Raw genomic sequence first — 19,848 nt, 5'->3', positions numbered from 1 at the left:
TTTCGTACGACTACTTACAAAAAGTAAACAAACACGAAAAATTTAATCAAAAAAGTCGCCGAACACTAAAATAGCATTCAACGACTTTTAAGATTAATTCAACTGATTATAACTAATACAACTAGCGATAATCACAACTAGCGAAGAGGCTTCACGAGTGGGAAGGTAATCGTCTCGCGAATAGTTGCGCCCGTAAGAGCGATCAGCAAGCGATCAATACCCATTCCCATGCCGCCAGCAGGAGGCATACCGACGCCGAGAGCCTCAATGAAGTCCTCGTCAATATCCATTGCCTCAACGTCTCCAGCCAAAGCATCCTTAGCTTGAGCAACAAAACGCTCGCGCTGCACAACAGGATCGTTAAGCTCGGAGTAGCCGGTTGCAAGCTCAAATCCACGCACATACAAATCCCACTTTTCAACCATTCCTGGCTTTGTGCGGTGACCCTTAACAAGAGGGCTGGTCTCCACTGGGAAGTCGCGCACAAACGTTGGCTCGTAAAGCTTATCCTCGTAGAAGTGCTCCCACAAGTGCTCAACCAACTTGCCGTGATTTTCCACGTCATCGCGCTCAACGCCAAGCTTGTCTGCAATCGCACCCAAATGCTCAACAGAAGTTTCCGGAGTAATCTCCTCGCCCAAAGCCTCAGAAAGCGAGCCGTACATGGTAATCTGCTTCCATTCGCCACCAAAATCGTATTCTTCGCCGTTGAGCAAAGTCACCTTAGTAGATCCGAATGCGTCTAGTGCAGCCTTCTGAATCAGCTCTTTAGTAAGAGCAGCAATCGTATCGTAAGTGCCGTAAGCCTGGTAAGCCTCAAGCATCGTAAACTCTGGAGCGTGAGTTGCGTCCACGCCTTCGTTTCTAAAATCGCGGTTGATTTCAAACACGCGCTCAATGCCACCAACCAAGCAGCGCTTCAAGAAAAGCTCCGGAGCAATGCGCAAATAAAGATCAATGTCGAAAGCGTTCATGTGAGTTGTGAATGGACGAGCAGCAGCACCGCCGTGAACCGTTTGCAACATTGGAGTTTCGACTTCCAAGAAGTCATGACTGTCGAAAGTACGGCGAAGAGAAGCCACAGCGCGCGAACGCCTGCGAACCATATCGCGAATCTTCTCGTCCGCAATCATGCCAATATAAGGCTTGCGCGTACGAGTGTCGTCGCTTAATTCCTTATGCAAAGCCGGAAGCGGCTGCAAAGCCTTAGCCGCAATCGCCCACTCGGTTGCAAATACAGAAAGCTCGCCAGTCTTAGAAGAAATCACGCGACCACGAACGTACAAGTGGTCACCCAAATCCACCATCTGCTTAAAACTTTTAATGGACTCCTCACCAATTTCCTTCTTGGAAACCATCGCCTGAATCGTAGTACCGTCACCGGCAGAAAGCTTAACAAAGCACAAGCCGCCAGCGTTACGCAAGAAAAGCACGCGACCTGCAATACCAACCTCGGTATCGGTTTCTTCGCCAGCTTCAAGCTTGCCATCGAAATCAGCACGCACCTTTTCGATTGTGTCAGTAACGTTAAGATGCACAGGATAAGGCTGCACACCCTCCTTAAGCATCATTGCACGCTTAGCAACGCGCATCTGTACCTGCTCAGGATGAGCTTGTGGCCCAAATTCTTTATTGCTTGGGTCGATTGCTTCATCCAAGGTTGCGCCTTCGTTTACGCGCTTGGCGATTGCCTCGTCTTGAGCGAGTAACATTTCGGCATGTTCAACAGTGTCAATTTCATTGACGGTATCTGTTGCTTCGTTTTCTGCTGCATTTTTAGCGGCAGATTCTGCGGCACTTTGCGCGGCAGACATTGCAGTATTGGTGTCAGTCATAAACGCTAATTGTAGCCAGTAGGTAATACAGGTTTTATACGCGACTTGCAGTGATAATTTGCGATATGTTTACAAAGAAATTCCGCAGCCTGTAGCAATATGCTTACGCGGGACTTACTTTGCGTGACTTGCTTTGCGCGACTTGCACACGCTTTACAATAATTTGTATTAGCCAACCTGTAACATTACGGACGTTGTTGGAACTTTTATGCGCATATGCTTTCGCTAGTTTCAGCATCGGGCTGTAGCGCAGTTTGGTAGCGCGCTTCGTTCGGGACGAAGAGGCCGCGGGTTCAAATCCCGCCAGCCCGACTTTTGATTTCTAGAATCACCCTCCACCCACGCACACGCAATTCCGACATTTCCTATACGCGGCTGTAAAATTTCTGCCGAATTAAGGCGCGTAGGCGATATTTCCTTTACACGTGCGTAAAGTTTCTGCCGCAATTTGGCGTGAAAGCGGCAGTTTCTTTACATGGCTGTAAAATTGAAGTCGATTGATTGTGAACAAGCGCAATAGCAAGGGGGCTTTGATGGAGGACGCTGCGCAATTTTATAACGAGCTTGACGAAATGTTCGCGAATCACGCGAGCGCAGACGCGATTGAAACGTATCTTTTGCGAAAACTTACCGAAGCCAATCCCCTGCAACTGTCTATTCTCAACGAACTCATGGGCTTTTACCGTTCGCGCGGAGAGCACACAAAAAATCAGCCAATCATCAATCGCGCTCTAAATCTTGCAAACAAAATGCAGCTAGCTGGCACGGAAGCTGGCACAACTACGCTAATTAACGCCGCCACAAGCCTTCGCGCGGCTGGCGACTACGATCGCGCCGAAAAAATTTACACTCAGGCTCTTAACGAATCCGCCATGACTCTTGGCGCCAAAAATCGCAAGCTCGCCGCGCTTCACAACAATCTTTCGATGCTTTACAGCGAAACCGGTCGCACGCATGATGCAATTGAGGAGCTTAATCAGGCGCTTGAAATTTTGCAAAATACGAGCACGGATCCTGAGCGCGACATCGATATTGCCGCCACGCACACGAATCTTGCGCTTGCGATGCTGCAGGAGTGTACGAAGGAGTGCTCGCATCCCAACACCAGCACAAACAGCAAATCCGCAACTCTTGAATCCGCTTTTGAACACGCTTCGACCAGCGTTCGCATGTATATTGCGGGGAATAACGAAAATCAGCCGCACTACGCTTCTGCATTGGCAGGTTTTGCGCAAGTACAGTGCGCGCGCGGCGAGTACGCTCAGGCTGAGGAAAGTTACAGTAAGGCACTTGATTTGATTGCGAGATGCTACGGAAAAGATAGCGAATCTTACGCGATTACGGCGGAAAATTTGCGACAGACGCGCGAGTTGGCAGAAAAAGTTACGAAAAAATCTACAAAAATTCAAGGATCAGCAAACCAAGATATAACAGAACAACACTCAACGAACTCACACGCAGCAAACCAGAACGCAGCAACCCAGAACGCAGCAAACAATAACATAAAAACCGGCATGCAATTAGCGCAATCATACTGGCAAACTTACGGAAAGCCGTTACTTGATCAGCCAAAATTCGCGAGGTACAAAAATCGCATTGCAGCAGGATTAGTTGGTCACGGTTCGGAATGCTACGGTTTTGACGACGAAATTTCGCGCGACCACGATTTTGGTCCCGGATTCTGCTTGTGGCTTACTGACGAAGATTACGCGGAAATTGGCGCGGATTTGCAAAACGCTTACAACGCACTTCCGCAAAAATACGCCGGTTTTGAATCTCGCAACGAAACGCAGCGCGCCAAATCATGCGAAAGCAGCAAGCGCGTCGGAATATTTCGCATAAGCGAATTTTTCGAAAATATAACCGGCTTCCCCACTGCCCCGGCCGCAAACGAGCCGCACTTATGGCTCTCATTAAGCGAGTCAACGCTTGCAGCAGCGACGAACGGAAAAATTTTCGCAGATCCTCTTGGCGAGTTCTCAAAAGCGCGCCAAAGCTTCAAACTCATGCCGAACGACGTGCGAATCTCACTAATCTCGCGCAGACTTGGCATGATTTCGCAAGCCGGCCAATACAATTTCCCACGCATGATTGCGCGCAAAGACGCATCCGCAGCATGGCTTTCTATCAACGAATTCGTGCGCGCAACTGCTTCCCTCGTTTTTCTGCTCAACAATCCTGTAACCGCAGGCTACTTGCCTTACTACAAGTGGCAGTTTGCGGCATTGCGCAAGCTCAGCAATCGCATGGCATCTAGGCTTCCGGAAGTATGCAGCAAACTTGAGTCGGTAATGCGACTTTCTTCCGCTGCATGCTTTGGCGGAGACGGTTCCGGCGGAGACGGTTTTGGCGAAGGCGGCAAGGGCGCTGGACTTGCGCAAAAGCAAGTTACGCAAATAATTGACAGCATTTGCGAAGATATTGTGCGAGAATTGCAATATCAAGGCTTAAGCGATTGCAGCGAAACTTTTTTGGAATGGCAGCGGCCGTACGTTGAAGCACATATTCACTCGCGTGCAGCATGTTTGAAGAGCTTATGATGTGCGATTTATCAGTAAATACGAAAGCGCAAAAGCTTGCGAAAGCAGAAAATCTTGCGGAAGAAATCACTAAACTCGAGTGGGATCAGTTCCAGCTTACAGAAAACGAAGGTGGACGCGCGAATTGCCAAGGAAACTGGCCAACTTTTCGCATTATGCGCATAAGTCAGTTTTTGGCGTGGCCGCTTGATTTGCAGGAGTCTTATAAACAGGATCTTGAGCTCGCGAATAGCGACGGCGGCAATTTGATTACGGAAAAGTATGCGCGAATGATGGAGTCGACTGCGCCGGAAATTTTTGAGCGCACGATTAAGCCTTATATTAAGCCGATTTTGGAGCCTAGAAAAAGCGCGCAGGAGCAGATTATTTTAACTCAAGTTGAGTGGGCTGTGGGTTTTCGCAATCGCTACCCAAATTTGGGTTTTGCGATGCGCGTGCTTAAAACTAGCGAGGATACGGCAGAGAATACGTCTTTTGAAACGTATTTGCGAGGCGAATTAAGCACGTATTCTGACGCAACTTTCGCTAAATACCAGCGTTTTGTACATAACTTGCGCGCGGAAAACCTAAATCTTACGCAAATGATAATCGCGAATACCGTGCACATGTATGGCTACGATTCGCTCGAAGCGGCCGAGCGCGCGCAGATTAGAAATGCAGCTTAAGAATAAAGCAGCGACGCTGCAGAAGCTGCGCGAGAGTCACTTTCGAGAAAAAGCGCGAAAGCAGCGGAAAGACCGGTTTGTTGCAAAAACGTGCGGTAAAGCATTACGTCGGGTTTGCGCAAATGCGATTCGTAAGATGCACAAACGCCGTTAAGCTCGCCGAGTATTGGGCAAGTTTTGCGCGCGCAGTTTACCCAATCGCAAGAAGCGTTACCAAGCGCCCACACGCGCACGCCGCTCGCAATCAACTCGCGCGCCACAGCCGAAACATCCGCGCGCTCGCCAGCGAAACCGCGCTCAAAACGCTCAAAATACAAGCGATACAGCCACGTAACTGCCGGCCCGTGATGCTCATCAAACGAATCCAACGCCTGCTTGCAGCTCCACCCAGCCTCGCGCAATGACTCGTGAAACTCAAAACCCCATTCCGGCTCGAAACTAAAGAGCACTTCCCCAATAAAATCAGGATAATCTGCAGCCAGAGTGCGGCGCGCATCCCAATCTACAAGCAATTGCAAGTCGAAAACAACGTCAGTTATTCCGCGCAAAGCATACTCGCGGATACTATTTTTGCGCACATCACTATTTTCGTGCACATCATTGCGCACATCATTGCGCACATCACTTATTTCGCGAATATCACAGATACCGCTTGCACTAACTGCCTTTATTTCAGCGCCCATAATTCCCACTTGTGCAATACGTTGCTCTCAAAACAAAACAGCACGCAAACCAAATACTCACACAGTTGGCGGAATACCAGCACTCATCGACGCATCGCCAACTACGCCAGAACCGTACATTCCTGCAGCAAAATTCGCTTGCAAACTGTTGAGATTGTAGCCAAGCGCCTCAAGCTGCGCGCGACCGTCCTCATTAATGTTTTCAACGCTCCAACGCGGCTTCCACGTCCAATCAATACGAAACTCTTCCACCAAGCCTGCGAGCGCATTCGCACACTCATCCTCAATCAATTCAGTTAACGGACATGCAGGCGTGGTAAGCGTCATAGTAATAATTGCGCGCCCAAGCTCATCAATTTCAATACCATAAACCAAGCCTAAATCAACCACGTCAATGCCAAGCTCAGGATCCACAACATCGTGTAAAGCGTCTAAAATATCATCTTCTGTAACTCGGCCAATGTCATTCGCGCTTAAATTCGCAGGATGCGTTTCATACATCACCTCAGATGCCGATTGATTTTCTGCCATAATATTCCTTGCTTTTACGTTACATAAAGATTTTATAGTTCTTTCATAGCCTTTGCAATGCTGTCTTTTAAGCCTTCCCACGCCAAAAGCGCGCACTTAATTCGCATTGGGTAGCGCGATACGCCTTGCAAAACCATTGCATCTTCCAGCGCATCTTCGTCCTCTTCGCTTTGCAAACCTTCTCCGCGAGATTCCATAAGTTTGTGGAAAAGCGCGTCTAATTGTAAGGCTTCGTCAACTGATTTTCCTTCGACTAGATCAACCATCATTGAAAGGCTTGCTTGCGAAATTGAGCAGCCGTGACCGTCCCACTTAATACTTGATACTATTGGTGTTTCGTCATTATTTGCGCTGCGCGAAAGCTCCACGCGCATGGTAACTTCGTCGCCGCAAGTTGGATTGAATTGGTGCGATTGACCTAAAGCAGAGTTTTCGTCAGATGTAACAGCGCAACTTTCGTGAGTATTATTTAGGGTGATTTCGGCAGATTTTGTATTTTCAGCAGATTCTTTATTTTCGGAAGATTCTGTATTTTCTGCAGATTCGGCAGATTCAGCAGATTCTTGAGATTCTTCCTGCAATTCCGCTTTTGCGAGCGCATCCGTGCTTTCAAAATGAGTTTTGCCATGCGGATTTCTAGCAGCATCCAAAATCACTTCTTGATACATGTTTTCCAAGCCGTCACCAGCCGCATCTGAAAAACCAGCGCCCGCACCAAAACCCATATCAAACATACGCTCTCCTTACCTACTCGCTAATTCGCTAACTCGCCAATTCGCTTTGCTAACACGCTAACTCTCCAACTCGCTCGCTAACAATATTATGCGCCAAAGTAGGCGCGAACGTGTGAGACTGCTTCAACAAACGCGCGAGCCTCGTCAACTGTGTTGTAAACGCCAACAGAAGCGCGATTCGAAGCATACACGCCAAAATGACGGTGAATCGGCTGAGCACAATGGTGTCCGACGCGAATCGCAATGCCCTGCGCGTCCAAAAACTGTCCAACATCGTGCGGATGCACACCTTCAACTTCAAAAGCAACCGTGCCAATTCGATTCTCTAAATCAGCCGGCCCCAAAATGCGAACTCCCGGAACGTCTTGCAATTTTAGCAATTCTGCAGCAATTTCCCGCTCATGCTCTGCAACTTTATTCATGCCCACCGCGCGCAACCAATCCGCTGCAACGCCAGCCGCAACCATTTGCGCAACCGGCTGAGTTCCAGCCTCAAAACGGTAAGGCGCATCCATGTATTGCGCCGGCTTGTTAAGCCACGCAAGCTCTACCATTGAGCCGCCAAAATTGGCAGGTGGAAGCGCGTTCAAAAGCTCGCGGCGACCATACAAGAATCCAACTCCTGTAGGACCATACATTTTATGCGCACTAAATGCCGCAAAATCAACGTTTAAAGTGTGAAAATCAACCGGAATATGAGGCACTGACTGGCATGCGTCGAGCACAAAAATCGCACCAACTTCGTGAGCGCGCTTGCAAATCGACGAAACATCCGTAATCGCGCCAGTAACGTTGCTAATATGCGTAACTGCAACGATTTTCGTGCGCTCGTCAATAATTGTTCGCAAATAATCCGCGTCCGTGCGCACGCGGCCGTCCTCTGTTACGTCAATCCAACGAAGCTCCGCTCCAGTGCGAAGAGCCAGCTCTTGAAATGGTAGCAAAACAGAGTGATGATCTGCGCGAGATACGACTATTACATCGCCTTCTCGAAGCACAAAATTTTGGCGGAAATCAGCAGAATCATCGCTGTCTTTTTTGCAAATTCTCGCCTTCGCACTAGCGTTACCAATAGCAGTTGCGAAAAGATTAAACGCGCCGGTCGCGCCCGGAGTAACAATAATTTCCTCGCTGCCAGCATCCGCGCAAGCTCCAACGAGACGCGCAACTTTCGCACGCGCTTCTTCGAACGCAACCGTGGAAAGTGCCGCCAACTCGTGCGCTCCCCTGTGCACACCAGCGTTAATTGTTTCGTAAAACTCTTTTTCGGCGTCGATTACAACTTGCGGCTTTTGCGAAGTAGCTGCAGAATCCAAGTAAATCAAGGGTTTTCCGTGCACAGTATCGTGAAGCGAAGTGCCGTGAACCGTGCGACTTAAAATCGGAAACTGCGAGCGCAAATCACTAAATTCTCGCATAATATTTTCTGTAGTCACTGTAGTCATATTAAACCGTTTTTTACGCTATTTTGACGCTATTTTTACGAATATACAGATAGATTAAACTGTATTTGAACCGCGCTTAAGCCAGTGCCGACTCAGTTGCACCTTCCGGCAAATACTTGTCGTAGCCTTCTTCTTCCAGCTCGTCCGCAAGCTCCGGTCCTGCAGTCTTTACAAAGTGACCTTGCGCAAAAACGTGCACAATATCCGGCTTAATATACTTGAGGATTCGCGTGTAATGCGTGACCATCATAATGCCCAAACCGGTGTTCTCTTTGGCGCGATTCACGCCTTCAGACACAATTCGAAGCGCGTCAACGTCTAGACCAGAATCAGTTTCATCCAAAATTGCAAACTTTGGTTTCAAAAGCTCTAATTGCAAAACTTCCGCACGCTTCTTTTCGCCGCCGGAGAAGCCTTCGTTTACAGAACGCGACGCAAATTTTGGATCCATTCGAAGCTTTTTCATAGCCTCGCTAAGTTCTTTCACCCAGCTTCTTAAAGATGGAGCTTTGCCTTCGACTTCAGTTTTTGCAGTACGAAGGAAGTTCGTCATAGATACGCCCGGTACCTCTACTGGATATTGCATTGCGAGGAATAATCCAGCTTTTGCGCGCTCATCAGGAGTCATTTTCAAAATATCTTCGCCGTCGAGAAGAACTTGACCCGAATCGACTTCATACTTTGGGTGTCCTGCCAAAGTGTAGGCAAGAGTAGACTTTCCAGATCCGTTAGGACCCATGATTGCGTGAGTTTCGCCAGAATTAACTGTAAGATTTACGCCTTTTAAGATTTGCTTGCGACCTTCTTTTGTTTCTACAGAAGCGTACAAATCCTTAATTTCCAAAGTTGACATAATGTTCTCCTATTCTTCCGTTCTTGCAAGACGGCGCTCAATCGCCTTCATTAAGTGATCAACAATTTCCGGAACGCCAATTTCCTCAATCAGCTCGTTAAAGAATCCGCGCACAACAAGCTTTCGAGCCTCAACCTCACTAACTCCGCGCGACTGCAAGTAGAAAAGCTCTTCGTCGTCAAATCTGCCGACTGAACTTGCGTGACCGGCACCAATAATATTTCCGTTTTCAATTTCCAAATTCGGCTCAGAATCGGCGATTGCTCCAGGAGTGAGCACCAAATTACGGTTCAACTCGTACGAATCTGTGCCAGGAGCTTCCGGCTTAATAAGCGCGTTTCCAACCCAAGTTGAATGCGCACCCTTTCCTTCCAAGGCACCCTTGTACACTACTCGCGACTTGCATTCTGGATAGTTGTGCACAACCATCGTGCGGTGCTCAACATGCTCGCCTGGATCCACAAAATACATGCCGAGCATGTTCAAATCACCCTGTTCGCCACCAAAATCCTGATCCATGCGAATACGCACAACATCTCCGCCAAGAGTGACCATCGTGTGGCGAAGCGAAGCTCCCTCACCAACGTGAATACGCTGATTTCCAACGTGTTTACTGCCCGAATCCCACTCTTGAATAAAGGTAGTAGAAACGTGCGCGTGCTTTCCGAGGATGATTTCCACACCTTCAGCAAGTTTTGCGCAGCCGGTATGTTCGATAATAATGTCAGCATTCGAGCGAGAATCCGCTTCGATTACTAAGTGCAATGCGTCAAGCGTATTAACATTATCACCCTGAATTTTCAGTACGATTGGCTTTTTGATTTCGCCAGATACGTGAAGCACGTATGCAGATTTCGCTGTATTCCACGCGACTGCAGCTACGCGATCAGACGGCTTCATATCGGTATGAGGAGCCTCGTTTTTCGGCTTTACTTGCAAACTTACGGAACCGTCGCTACCAACGTAAGAATCATCCAATGCAGCTCCACCAACACCTTCAAGAGTTACTTGAATACTATTAGATGGTTCAAAACGCTCGAAAAACTCGGAAATTCGCTCAACTGGAGTATATCGCCAATCTTCCTGCTTTCTAGTTGGAATCGCAAAATCTTCCACATTAAACGAGCGCACGGATTTATCTGCGCTAGAAGGCATTGCTGCAGGAACCGCATACGGATCATTAGGGTCTGCTATAGGAATATTAATTTCTTTTTCCGTCATTTTATTGCCTAAATTCTCTTTTAAATCTTCGCTCATCAGCCCACGGATCCTTCCATTTGCAACTCAACTAAGCGATTCAACTCAAGCGCGTACTCCATTGGCAGCTCGCGGCTAATCGGCTCCACGAAGCCGCGAACAATCATGCCCATAGCCTCTTTTTCTTCAAGCCCTCGACTCATCAAATAGAAAAGCTGATCCTCCGAAACCTTGGAAACAGTGGCCTCGTGAGCCATTGAAACGTCATCTTCGCGCACGTCAACATGCGGATAAGTATCGGACCTGGAAAAATCGTCAACAAGCAAAGCATCGCACACAACAGACGAACTAGAGCCCTTCGCACCCTTAATAATCTTCACAAGACCGCGGTAAGCTGAACGTCCGCCGCCGCGCGAAATCGACTTAGCAACAATCGTAGAACTCGTGTGAGGAGCTAAATGAATCATCTTCGCACCAGTATCTTGGTACTGTCCGCGGCCAGCAAAGCTCAAAGACATAGTTTCCGCTTTTGCGTAAGGCTCGGCAAGAATACAAGCAGGATACTTCATAGTTGCCTTGGAGCCGATGTTTCCGTCAACCCACTCCATTGTGCCGCCTTCGCGCACGTAAGCTCGCTGAGTTACCAAGTTATACACGTTATTTGACCAGTTTTGCACTGTTGTGTAACGCACACGCGCATGCTTTTCCACAACAATTTCAACGTTTGCAGCGTGAAGCGAATCCGTGGAATAAATTGGAGCCGTGCAACCTTCAACGTAATGCACATAAGAGCCTTCGTCCGCAATAATAAGCGTTCGCTCAAACTGACCCATGTTCGGCGTATTAATTCTAAAGTAAGCTTGAAGCGGAATATCCACGTGCACGCCTTTTGGAACATACACGAACGAGCCGCCACTCCAAGCCGCGGTGTTAAGAGCTGCAAACTTGTTGTCGTCAACAGGGATCACGGTTGCGAAATACTTTTTTACAAGCTCCGGATACTTTTGCACTGCCGTATCCGTGTCAACAAAAATCACGCCTTGAGCTGCCAAGTCTTCGCGAATCGAATTGTAAATAACTTCCGACTCGTACTGTGCTGCAACGCCTGAAACTAAGCGCTTTTTCTCCGCTTCCGGAATGCCTAAGCGATCGTAAGTTTTGCGAATATCTTCCGGCAAATCGTCCCAAGTTTTTGCTTGATCGTGAACCGGGCGCACGTAGTATTTAAAATCGTCAGCGTCAAAACCGCTTAAATCCACGCCCCAATCCGGCATTGGCTTTTGCAAAAACGCGCGGTAGCCTTGCAAGCGAAGATCTAGCATCCACTCCGGCTCGTTTTTATCGGCAGAAATTGCGCGAACAACCGACTCGTCAATACCTTTTTTTGCAGCCTCGCCTGCAGCGTCCGAATCGTGCCAGCCGTAATTGTAATCACCAAATTCAGCAACAATTTGCTCATCTTGGCGGATTTTCTCTTCGTTTACGCGAGCGCGATCTGCCACATACTGGCTCATTTCAACGTCTGCAGCTTTATTTTTTGCTAGATTACCATCGCTTGCTGCAACGCTTGTATCGCCAGTAACGCCAGTATCATTCATATTGCCAGTATCGCTCATAAAGCCTGTAACACCTCCATACTTAACGCACACCTGCGCGCGGTACGTATCAATTGGCAAAAGCTGCTCCCCAAGCGCTACTTTTGCACTCTCCCCACTCAATTATCACCTATCTAAGGTTACCTCGTAATGCGATTTCTTGGTATAGCCGTGTTACGCGCAAAACGTAATGTTTATCACAATCTAATAAAACAAAAACGGCAGAAACTTTACGCGCGTGTAAAGAAAAGATCGGTTGCGAATGAAAAAGCGGCAAAACTTAGGAAAACCCAGTCTTACCGCTTATTTCTATTTACTTAATTCTTACTTAAGCCTTACTTATCAGCCTTACTACTAGCAGCAGCTTCCTGATGTTCCAGTGCTGCCGCAACCAATCCAGCAAACAGTGGATGAGGCTTAGTTGGACGAGACTTAAACTCTGGATGAGCTTGAGTTGCTACGTAGAATGGGTGAGCTTCCTTTGGAAGCTCCACAAACTCAGTCAAATTACCATCTGGGCTTTGGCCGCTAATACGCAAGCCAGCTTCGCGCAAACGATCCTTATATGCCACGTTCACTTCGTAACGGTGACGATGACGCTCAGTAACATGCGTAGTGCCGTAAAGCTCAGCAACAATAGAACCTTCTTCAAGCATTGCAGGGTAAGAGCCAAGTCGCATTGTGTGACCCATATCTCCCTTACCAGCCACGATATCCTTCTGCTCTTCCATAGTCGCAATTACTGGATCGCCACAATCCTTCTCGAACTCAGTGGAATTAGCATCCTCAAGCCCAAGCACGTGACGAGCGTACTCAATAACCATAGATTGCAAGCCAAGGCAAAGACCAAGCGTTGGCAAACCATGCTCGCGAGCGTAACGAAGTGCGCCAATCTTACCTTCAATACCGCGAATGCCGAAGCCGCCTGGAATAACCATGCCGTCCATTTGGTCAAGAGCCGCAGCTGCACCTTCTTGAGTTTCGCACTTGTCGGCAGCAACCCAGCGCACATTCACCTTAGCCCAGTTTGCAAAACCGCCAGCTTTAATAGCCTCGGTAACAGAAAGGTAAGCATCCGGCAAATCAATATACTTTCCAACGATTGCAATGTTTAGCTCATGCTTTGGATGATGCACGCGCTCAAGCAAATCTTCCCACTCGTTCCAATCAACATCGTGGAATGGAAGCTCAAGCTCGCGAACAACGTAAGCGTCCAAGCCCTCGTTGAACAAAATCTTCGGCACATCGTAAATGCTTGGAGCGTCAACGCAGTTCACAACGCCTTCAGCATCGACATCACACATAAGCGAAATCTTGTCTTTAATAGCCTGATTAAGCGGACGATCGGAGCGCAAAACAAGCGCGTCTGGAGAAATACCAAGCTGACGCAGCATCATCACAGAATGCTGAGTTGGCTTAGTCTTCAACTCGTGCGCTGCAGCAATATAAGGTACCAAAGAAACGTGCACAAACATGCAGTTTTCAGGACCTAAATCGCGACGAACTTCGCGAGCAGCCTCCAAGAATGGCTGGGATTCAATATCGCCAACTGTGCCGCCGATTTCCGTAATAATCACGTCTACATCGTCGGAAGCTTGCGCGCGCATACGCGACTTAATCTCGCCAGTAATATGCGGAATAACTTGCACGCACTGACCCAAATATTCGCCAGCGCGCTCCTTACGAAGCACAGATTGATAAATCTGACCAGTTGTAACATTTGCTTTCTGGCTTAAGAAAACATCGAGGAATCGCTCGTAATGACCAATATCGAGATCTGTTTCTGCACCATCTTCCGTAACATAGACTTCGCCATGCTGGAATGGGTTCATTGTACCCGGGTCAACATTGATATAAGGGTCAAGTTTTTGTTGTAATACATGCAATCCGCGACTGCGTAAAAGTCGACCTAAAGATGATGCTGTAAGGCCTTTTCCGAGGGACGAAACTACGCCACCTGTGACAAAAATATGCTTTGTAATATGCTCCTGAGAGTTACCATGTTGTCTTCTAACCATGGAACTCCATGGTATCTTCGAGCCTCGACGCTGGGTGTTGATTCGCAAAAAATCGAACAAAATCAAACAAGATGCGCAACAGCTTCCAAAGCGAGCTTATAGCCGTATAATCCCATGCCTGTAATAGTGCCGGTTGCAACAGGACTAATTACACTAATTTTACGAAAAGCATCGCGCGCAGCAGGATTAGAAATATGCACTTCCATGAGCGGAACTCCAGCATCCAAAACCATGTGAGCAGCGTCCGCGAGCGCGTAACTGTAGTGTGTAAAAGCGGCAGGATTCATAACAACAGGCGTATGAGTATCGGCAGCTTCGTGCATCCAGTGAACCATTTGCGCTTCGTCGTCACTTTGGCGCACTTCTACTTCAAACCCAAGTTCCGCACCCCACTTTTCGCATTTCTCGCGCAAAGTTTCAAAGTTCTCGCTACCGTACACGTCCGGCTGACGCACGCCTAAACGACCTAAATTCGGTCCGCTTACAACAAGCACTTTTTTTGTATGCTGATTTTCCATTTTTACCTCGCAAGATTAATTATTTTTGCTTATAAACGCGCTCAAAAGCTTCACGAACAGCTTCAATAGGCGGATTGTCTAAATGCATAGGATTAGAAATACCATCCAAAATTACGAAACGTAGCATGTTGCCGCGCGCTTTCTTGTCGCGATGCATAAGGTTAAGCACACACTCAAAAGCAGCATCCGCATCTTTGGCACACTGCCACGAAGTTGGCAATCCAAGCGAATCCAAAAGCGAACGATGATACGCAACGTCTCCCGCATCCAAATATCCTAAAATTTGCGCAAGCTCCGCCGCAAAAACCATGCCAACAGCTACAGCGTTTCCATGACGCCAACGGAAGTGCTCAATCTGCTCAATAGCGTGACCAAGCGTATGCCCGTAGTTCAAAAACTCGCGCAAACCCTGCTCTTTTAAATCGCTCGATACGTGATACGCCTTTACTTTAACTGTGCGTTCAATAAGCTCCACGAGCAGTTCATGAAGTTCGTTATTATTTTCTAAATCATCCCCATTAAATTCACGCAAAAGCCTTGCGTTATTGGCATCGCTAAGAATCTTCAAAATTTCGCCGTCGCGAATAAAACCAGATTTTGCAACCTCGCCCAAGCCTTCAATAAGAATATCGTTTGGAAGAGTTGCAAGCGTAGAAGTATCTGCTAAAACGCCAGCTGGAGTGTAAAAGCTGCCGACTAGATTCTTTCCAGCATCCGTATTAATACCAGTTTTACCGCCCGTAGACGCGTCAACCATCGCAAGAAGCGAAGTAGGGCAGTTTACATAGCGAATTCCACGCATCCAAGTTGCAGCAACAAATCCAGCGACATCCGTTGCTGCTCCTCCGCCTAAACCAACAATTGCATCCGAACGAGTAAAACCAGCTTCTGCCAGGTTAGCCCACAATCCACTTGCAACTTTAATAGTTTTTCCAGCTTCTGCATCCGGAATTAACATGTCGAAAACTTCGTAACCAGATTGGCGCAAAATAGTTCGAGCTTTGTCGCTATGACGCTGAACAGGTTGCGTGTGAACTAACGCCACTTTAACTGGCTTAGTTCCAAGCATTTGCGGCAGAAGTTGCATTGCACCGTCACCAATTCGCACATCGTATGGTTCAATTCCTTCACCTGTTACGTGCACAATACGTTGCATAATCATGCTCCTTAATTTTTCTGCAGCCATATACGGAGTCGAACCTTTTGTTTGCATGTGGATATTCGATACCGCTCTAAAAACAGGGTCTCTCTGCTCAAATAATTCCATCCAACGCTTTTGCGCATCTTCTCCAGAAAACATAGGACGATTATTATTCCAGCTTGCGCGCTCAATAGCCTCTTTAGCATTGACTTGCAAATACACAACGCGACCGCCACAGCGCATATACTCACGCAAAACTTTTTGAGTTTCTTCACGCATAGGCGCACCGCCACCAAGCGAAACTATTCCCTTTGTAGAATCTTCTATAGGTGTATCTCCCAAAATTGCCTCTCGCACTATGCGAGCTTCTATTTTACGAAAAGCATCCTGGCCATATTCCTCGAAATATTGCGGTATTGACATATCAATATCGCACTCGATCATGTCATCTGTATCATAAAAAGGCAGATTCATAAGATGCGCAACTTCGCGGCCAACACGCGTTTTTCCAGCAGCAGGCATGCCAATAATAACAGCTAGCGGAAGTTTAGTGTTGCTCATTTCATATTCTCCGGCCAGGAAGCTACGTAAGACTCCACATTTCGGCGCGTTTCTTGCAAAGAATCTCCGCCGAATTTTTCCAAAGCATACTTAGCTAAAGTAAGCCTTACCATCGCTTCTGCAACTACAGAAGCAGCTGGCACAGCAGTGAAATCGGAGCGCTGATTAATAGCTTGAGCAGCTTCGCCAGTAAGCACATCCACTGTGCGCAAAGCGCGTGGAATAGACGGAATTGGCTTCATCGCAGCGCGCACGCGAATAATTTCGCCGTTCGACATTCCGCCTTCAATTCCTCCAGCTCGATTAGTAAGACGCTTAATTTTCCCGTTTTCGTCTGTTACCATTTCGTCGTGCGCGGCCGATCCGGGGCGATCTGCTTCTGCAAAACCGTCGCCAATTTCCACGCCTTTAATAGCCTGAATTCCCATAATCGCGCTCGCGAGAGCCGCATCCAAGCGACGATCCGACTCAACGTATGTGCCAACTCCTGCAGGCATGCCGTAAGCAAGCACTTCCACTACTCCACCGAGCGTATCTGCATTTGCTTTTGCTTCGTCGATGCGAGCCATCATTCGCGCTTGCGCATCTTTGTCGAGAGTGCGAACTGGAGAAGCATCCAAAGCAGCAACATCATCTGGTGTTGGTAGAGCTAAACTTTTGTTAGTGTATTCGCCGCCAATGCCGATAACATGCGCAACTGTGCGCACGCCTAAAGCTTGCTGTAAAAACGCATCAGCAATAGCACCCAAAGCAATGCGCGAAGCTGTTTCCCTAGCACTCGAACGCTCTAAAACTTCGCGAGCATCATTAAAACCATACTTGCGCATACCAGTTAAATCCGCATGCCCTGGACGAGGGCGGCTCAAAGGAGCATTTCTGCCAACTTGCTCAACCTCGTGATCCAAAGGATCTGCACTCATTACTTCGGTCCACTTTGGCCACTCTGTATTCGCGATTTCTACAGCAATCGGAGAACCAAGCGTTACGCCGTGGCGAACTCCAGTTAAAAGACGCACTTTGTCTTGCTCAAACTTCATACGCGCGCCACGACCATAACCAAGGCGACGGCGAGCAAGTGCCGAAACTACATCATTGCTAGTAATGTGCACGCCAGCCGGCAAACCTTCAATCATGGCTACTAACGCTTCACCGTGCGACTCCCCTGCCGTTTGCCATCTAAGCATGCCATTTCTCCTTTCTCAAGCAATTTACGCGTCTAAATACTCTACTCTACTAACTACCAAGTATTGAGCAGGTTGTTATTGACAGCAATGCTGCGAGTATTGCAGATATTGCTTCTACTGGTACGAATGGTATTGATGCGTTGATTGGCGAGCAGATTTTGCAGTAAATTTTCCATAGCAAAAGCCAAAGTAAGCCAACTGCTCCAACTAAAGCGAACCAGTAAATTAAGCAGTAAAAGCCGAATAATACCAAGGCTTGCGCAATCATCGACGCGCTCGTAACATCTCCGAAGCCAATAGCATTTTTTGCGGAAATTTTTCGCATACTCCAGTAAATTACAAAAATAATTACGCAAGAAATCCAGCCGAAAATAAGCACGCTAATATTTCTAAACAAAATAACCGAATATATGAGATTCGCAAAAGATTGAAAAATTCCTGCAATAACAACCCAAAGTCTTGGCACTACGCGACTTTTTATGTCTGTTGCGCAAACTGAAATTAAACATGTGAGCGTTGGCAGCACCGATAGTATCGTAATAATTAATTGCTTCATTAAAGCAGATTACGAAAACTTGCGAAACTGTTACAACCTCAAAACATATATGTGGTTAAAAGCTATATTTTAATTTAACAGTTTAGTTACCTTCGGGATTGTTGCGCTTGTACTCGTCGCGGAACTTCAAAAAGTCGTCTTTGTTATCCGCAAACTTCGTTTCGCCAGTTTTCAAATTCGTGGTGACGAAGTAAAGCCACGGACCGTCTTGAGGCTTAATAGTGGCAAGAAGAGCGTTGTCTCCAGCAATGCCAATAGGCGTAGGAGTCAAACCCTTATGAATACGTGTATTATACGGATTATTTGCATCGTCAAGCATTGCTTGCGTGAGTTTAATAGGTTTTACTCCCGCGCCGTAACCAACAGTAGAATCCATTCCTAACGACATATCTTTTGCCAAACGGTTCAGTATTACGCGAATAACTTTGCCATAATATTCGCGATTATTCACTTCAGCTTCGGCAATAGACGCCATAATTAAGGCTTTTTCTCTATCTTTACCTTTAGGAATTCCAAGAGAATCAAGTTTTTCAATACGCTTTTTTACCATTGCGGAAAGAATAGCATCCGCACTTTTCATAGCTTTTACGTTATAAACTCCAGGCTCTAGCCAGCCTTCAACACTACCGTTTGCTTCAGCAGGCAGAATTCCTGCAGCACCATCAGCTAACGCAGCCTTGAATTTATCTAAACTTATTCCAGATAATGTTGAAGCTTTTTGCAAAACGTCTGCTGCGTGATCCCCTGCACGAACTTCAAGGAACCCGCCTGCTTTTGTTTGATCTGAAAGAATATCAACTACATCAATAGCAGCCATATGTTTTTTCAGTGAGTAAACGCCAGGATACAAAATTTTATTATTTGCAGAAACAGCTGAAGTAAAAGCTGATTGAGATTTAACAACATTTGCCTTAACTAATTTGTTGGCAACGCTAATAGCACCCTCGCCGGTGTCAATAGTAAACTCAACCGTTCCAAAGCCTGGGCCTGGCCAATCTGCAACAGACTCGCTATTTTGAGATAATTTCCACGCGCGAACCGCACTGTATCCAAAATATCCAACAACAGCTAATACGAATACGAGCAGAATAGATAAAACGACTTTTGCTCTACGCCTGCGTTTTTTTGCTTCAAGACGAGCTTTAGCACGTTTTCTGGAGCTAACAGTCGAAGACTTGTATTTAGAAGAATTAGATGATTCTGACGACGGCTCGCCATCATGCTCAGTCCACTTTGCATGTTTGTCAAAAAATTCATCAAAATTGTCAGACACGCTATTCTCCTCTTCGCTATTTCTGCTTTTACTCGATTTTCAAAACTACTCTGCATTATTTGCGTCAAGCGCAGACTGCAAAATCAACACTGCCGACTGCTGATCTACCATTGGACGATGCTTTTTAGTAGAAAGATCCGCTTGCAAAAGCTGACGATGAGCACTTACTGTTGTCAAACGCTCATCTTTCCAAACTACTTCTGGCATATAATCCAACGCCCAATCTTTTTCGTCATGCAATATTTGCATGCGTTTTATTAGATTCTTCCCCCAGCGCAGAGCTTTTTTAGCAGATTTTCCTTCAGTGCCATCGAGTTGCAAAGGCAAGCCTATAACAACTTTTTCTACATTGTTATCTTCAATAACTTCAAGCACTTCATCTATAGCATGGAAGGAATCTCCAAACACTTGCACATTACCAATAGGATGCGCAAAGGTGAGACCAGGGTCGGAAAGTGCAAGTCCGACCCTTGCGTCACCTAAATCAATACCTAACCACACCATATTTCGTGTTGCTTT

The 19,848-nt window shown here is 47.1% G+C and carries 17 protein-coding genes and 1 tRNA gene; 3 read left to right on the top strand and 15 right to left on the bottom strand.

The window, feature by feature from the left end; genetic code table 11:
* Window positions 1–137: 137 nt before the first annotated feature.
* A complete protein-coding gene (gene lysS / locus HXT41_RS06335) occupies window positions 138–1,835 on the bottom strand; it encodes a lysine--tRNA ligase (protein ID WP_012913904.1) in 1,698 nt (565 codons plus the stop codon).
* Between the two features lie 238 nt (window positions 1,836–2,073).
* Between lysS and HXT41_RS06330 the strand changes: the two genes are divergently transcribed.
* The 3 genes from HXT41_RS06330 to HXT41_RS06320 all read left to right on the top strand — a co-directional run bounded on the left by HXT41_RS06330 (window position 2,074) and on the right by HXT41_RS06320 (window position 5,040).
* Window positions 2,074–2,147, top strand: a tRNA-Pro gene (locus HXT41_RS06330).
* Window positions 2,148–2,368: 221 nt separating this feature from the next.
* Complete coding sequence (locus tag HXT41_RS06325; RefSeq protein ID WP_116994871.1) at window positions 2,369–4,375, top strand: DUF4037 domain-containing protein; 2,007 nt, start codon at window positions 2,369–2,371, stop codon at window positions 4,373–4,375.
* Window positions 4,372–5,040, top strand: a complete 669-nt coding sequence (locus HXT41_RS06320; RefSeq protein WP_415690163.1) for a DUF4125 family protein — start codon at window positions 4,372–4,374, stop codon at window positions 5,038–5,040. The genes HXT41_RS06325 and HXT41_RS06320 overlap by 4 nt, the downstream gene beginning before the upstream one ends.
* Here the strand turns inward: HXT41_RS06320 and HXT41_RS06315 are convergent.
* The 14 genes from HXT41_RS06315 to ruvX form a co-directional block, all read right to left on the bottom strand.
* Entirely contained in the window at window positions 5,037–5,723 is a 687-nt protein-coding gene (locus HXT41_RS06315; RefSeq protein ID WP_049762312.1) for an alpha/beta hydrolase, read from the bottom strand. The two genes, HXT41_RS06320 and HXT41_RS06315, sit on opposite strands and share 4 nt — an antisense overlap.
* A 57-nt stretch (window positions 5,724–5,780) precedes the next feature.
* On the bottom strand, window positions 5,781–6,254 hold the full coding sequence (locus HXT41_RS06310) for a metal-sulfur cluster assembly factor (protein ID WP_004110664.1): 474 nt from the start codon (window positions 6,252–6,254) through the stop codon (window positions 5,781–5,783).
* Between the two features lie 32 nt (window positions 6,255–6,286).
* Window positions 6,287–6,988, bottom strand: coding sequence for a Fe-S cluster assembly sulfur transfer protein SufU (sufU, locus tag HXT41_RS06305; protein WP_004110667.1), 702 nt, complete (start codon window positions 6,986–6,988; stop codon window positions 6,287–6,289).
* A gap of 86 nt (window positions 6,989–7,074) precedes the next feature.
* Window positions 7,075–8,406, bottom strand: a complete 1,332-nt coding sequence (locus HXT41_RS06300) for a SufS family cysteine desulfurase (RefSeq protein WP_033888639.1) — start codon at window positions 8,404–8,406, stop codon at window positions 7,075–7,077.
* A 103-nt stretch (window positions 8,407–8,509) separates the two neighbouring features.
* Entirely contained in the window at window positions 8,510–9,286 is a 777-nt protein-coding gene (gene sufC / locus HXT41_RS06295; RefSeq protein ID WP_004110671.1) for a Fe-S cluster assembly ATPase SufC, read from the bottom strand.
* Between the two features lie 9 nt (window positions 9,287–9,295).
* Window positions 9,296–10,543, bottom strand: a complete 1,248-nt coding sequence (gene sufD / locus HXT41_RS06290) for a Fe-S cluster assembly protein SufD (protein ID WP_116994872.1) — start codon at window positions 10,541–10,543, stop codon at window positions 9,296–9,298.
* Window positions 10,543–12,081, bottom strand: coding sequence for a Fe-S cluster assembly protein SufB (sufB, locus tag HXT41_RS06285; protein ID WP_049762345.1), 1,539 nt, complete (start codon window positions 12,079–12,081; stop codon window positions 10,543–10,545). Before sufB ends, sufD begins: the two co-directional genes overlap by 1 nt.
* Before the next feature lie 332 nt (window positions 12,082–12,413).
* Window positions 12,414–14,096, bottom strand: a complete 1,683-nt coding sequence (locus tag HXT41_RS06280; protein ID WP_012913898.1) for a CTP synthase — start codon at window positions 14,094–14,096, stop codon at window positions 12,414–12,416.
* A gap of 62 nt (window positions 14,097–14,158) precedes the next feature.
* Window positions 14,159–14,614: a type II 3-dehydroquinate dehydratase gene (locus tag HXT41_RS06275; protein WP_004110700.1), complete on the bottom strand. Its 456-nt coding sequence runs from the start codon at window positions 14,612–14,614 to the stop codon at window positions 14,159–14,161.
* A 19-nt stretch (window positions 14,615–14,633) separates the two neighbouring features.
* On the bottom strand, window positions 14,634–16,316 hold the full coding sequence (locus HXT41_RS06270; protein WP_004110702.1) for a bifunctional shikimate kinase/3-dehydroquinate synthase: 1,683 nt from the start codon (window positions 16,314–16,316) through the stop codon (window positions 14,634–14,636).
* A complete protein-coding gene (gene aroC / locus HXT41_RS06265) occupies window positions 16,313–17,500 on the bottom strand; it encodes a chorismate synthase (protein ID WP_421788655.1) in 1,188 nt (395 codons plus the stop codon). Before aroC ends, HXT41_RS06270 begins: the two co-directional genes overlap by 4 nt.
* Before the next feature lie 49 nt (window positions 17,501–17,549).
* Complete coding sequence (locus HXT41_RS06260) at window positions 17,550–17,966, bottom strand: peptidase A24 (protein WP_080551028.1); 417 nt, start codon at window positions 17,964–17,966, stop codon at window positions 17,550–17,552.
* Between the two features lie 172 nt (window positions 17,967–18,138).
* A complete protein-coding gene (gene mltG, locus HXT41_RS06255) occupies window positions 18,139–19,329 on the bottom strand; it encodes an endolytic transglycosylase MltG (RefSeq protein WP_012913894.1) in 1,191 nt (396 codons plus the stop codon).
* A gap of 45 nt (window positions 19,330–19,374) precedes the next feature.
* The gene (gene ruvX, locus HXT41_RS06250) at window positions 19,375–19,833 is read right to left on the bottom strand and encodes a Holliday junction resolvase RuvX (protein ID WP_004110340.1); all 459 of its coding nucleotides are present in this window, start codon (window positions 19,831–19,833) and stop codon (window positions 19,375–19,377) included.
* Window positions 19,834–19,848: the final 15 nt, after the last annotated feature.

This window comes from Gardnerella sp. DNF01189 (assembly GCF_049244195.1).
GTDB classification, from domain to species: domain Bacteria; phylum Actinomycetota; class Actinomycetes; order Actinomycetales; family Bifidobacteriaceae; genus Bifidobacterium; species Bifidobacterium swidsinskii.
Note: the sequence above shows the minus strand (reverse complement) of the source record. Positions and strands in the feature narration are given on the sequence as shown.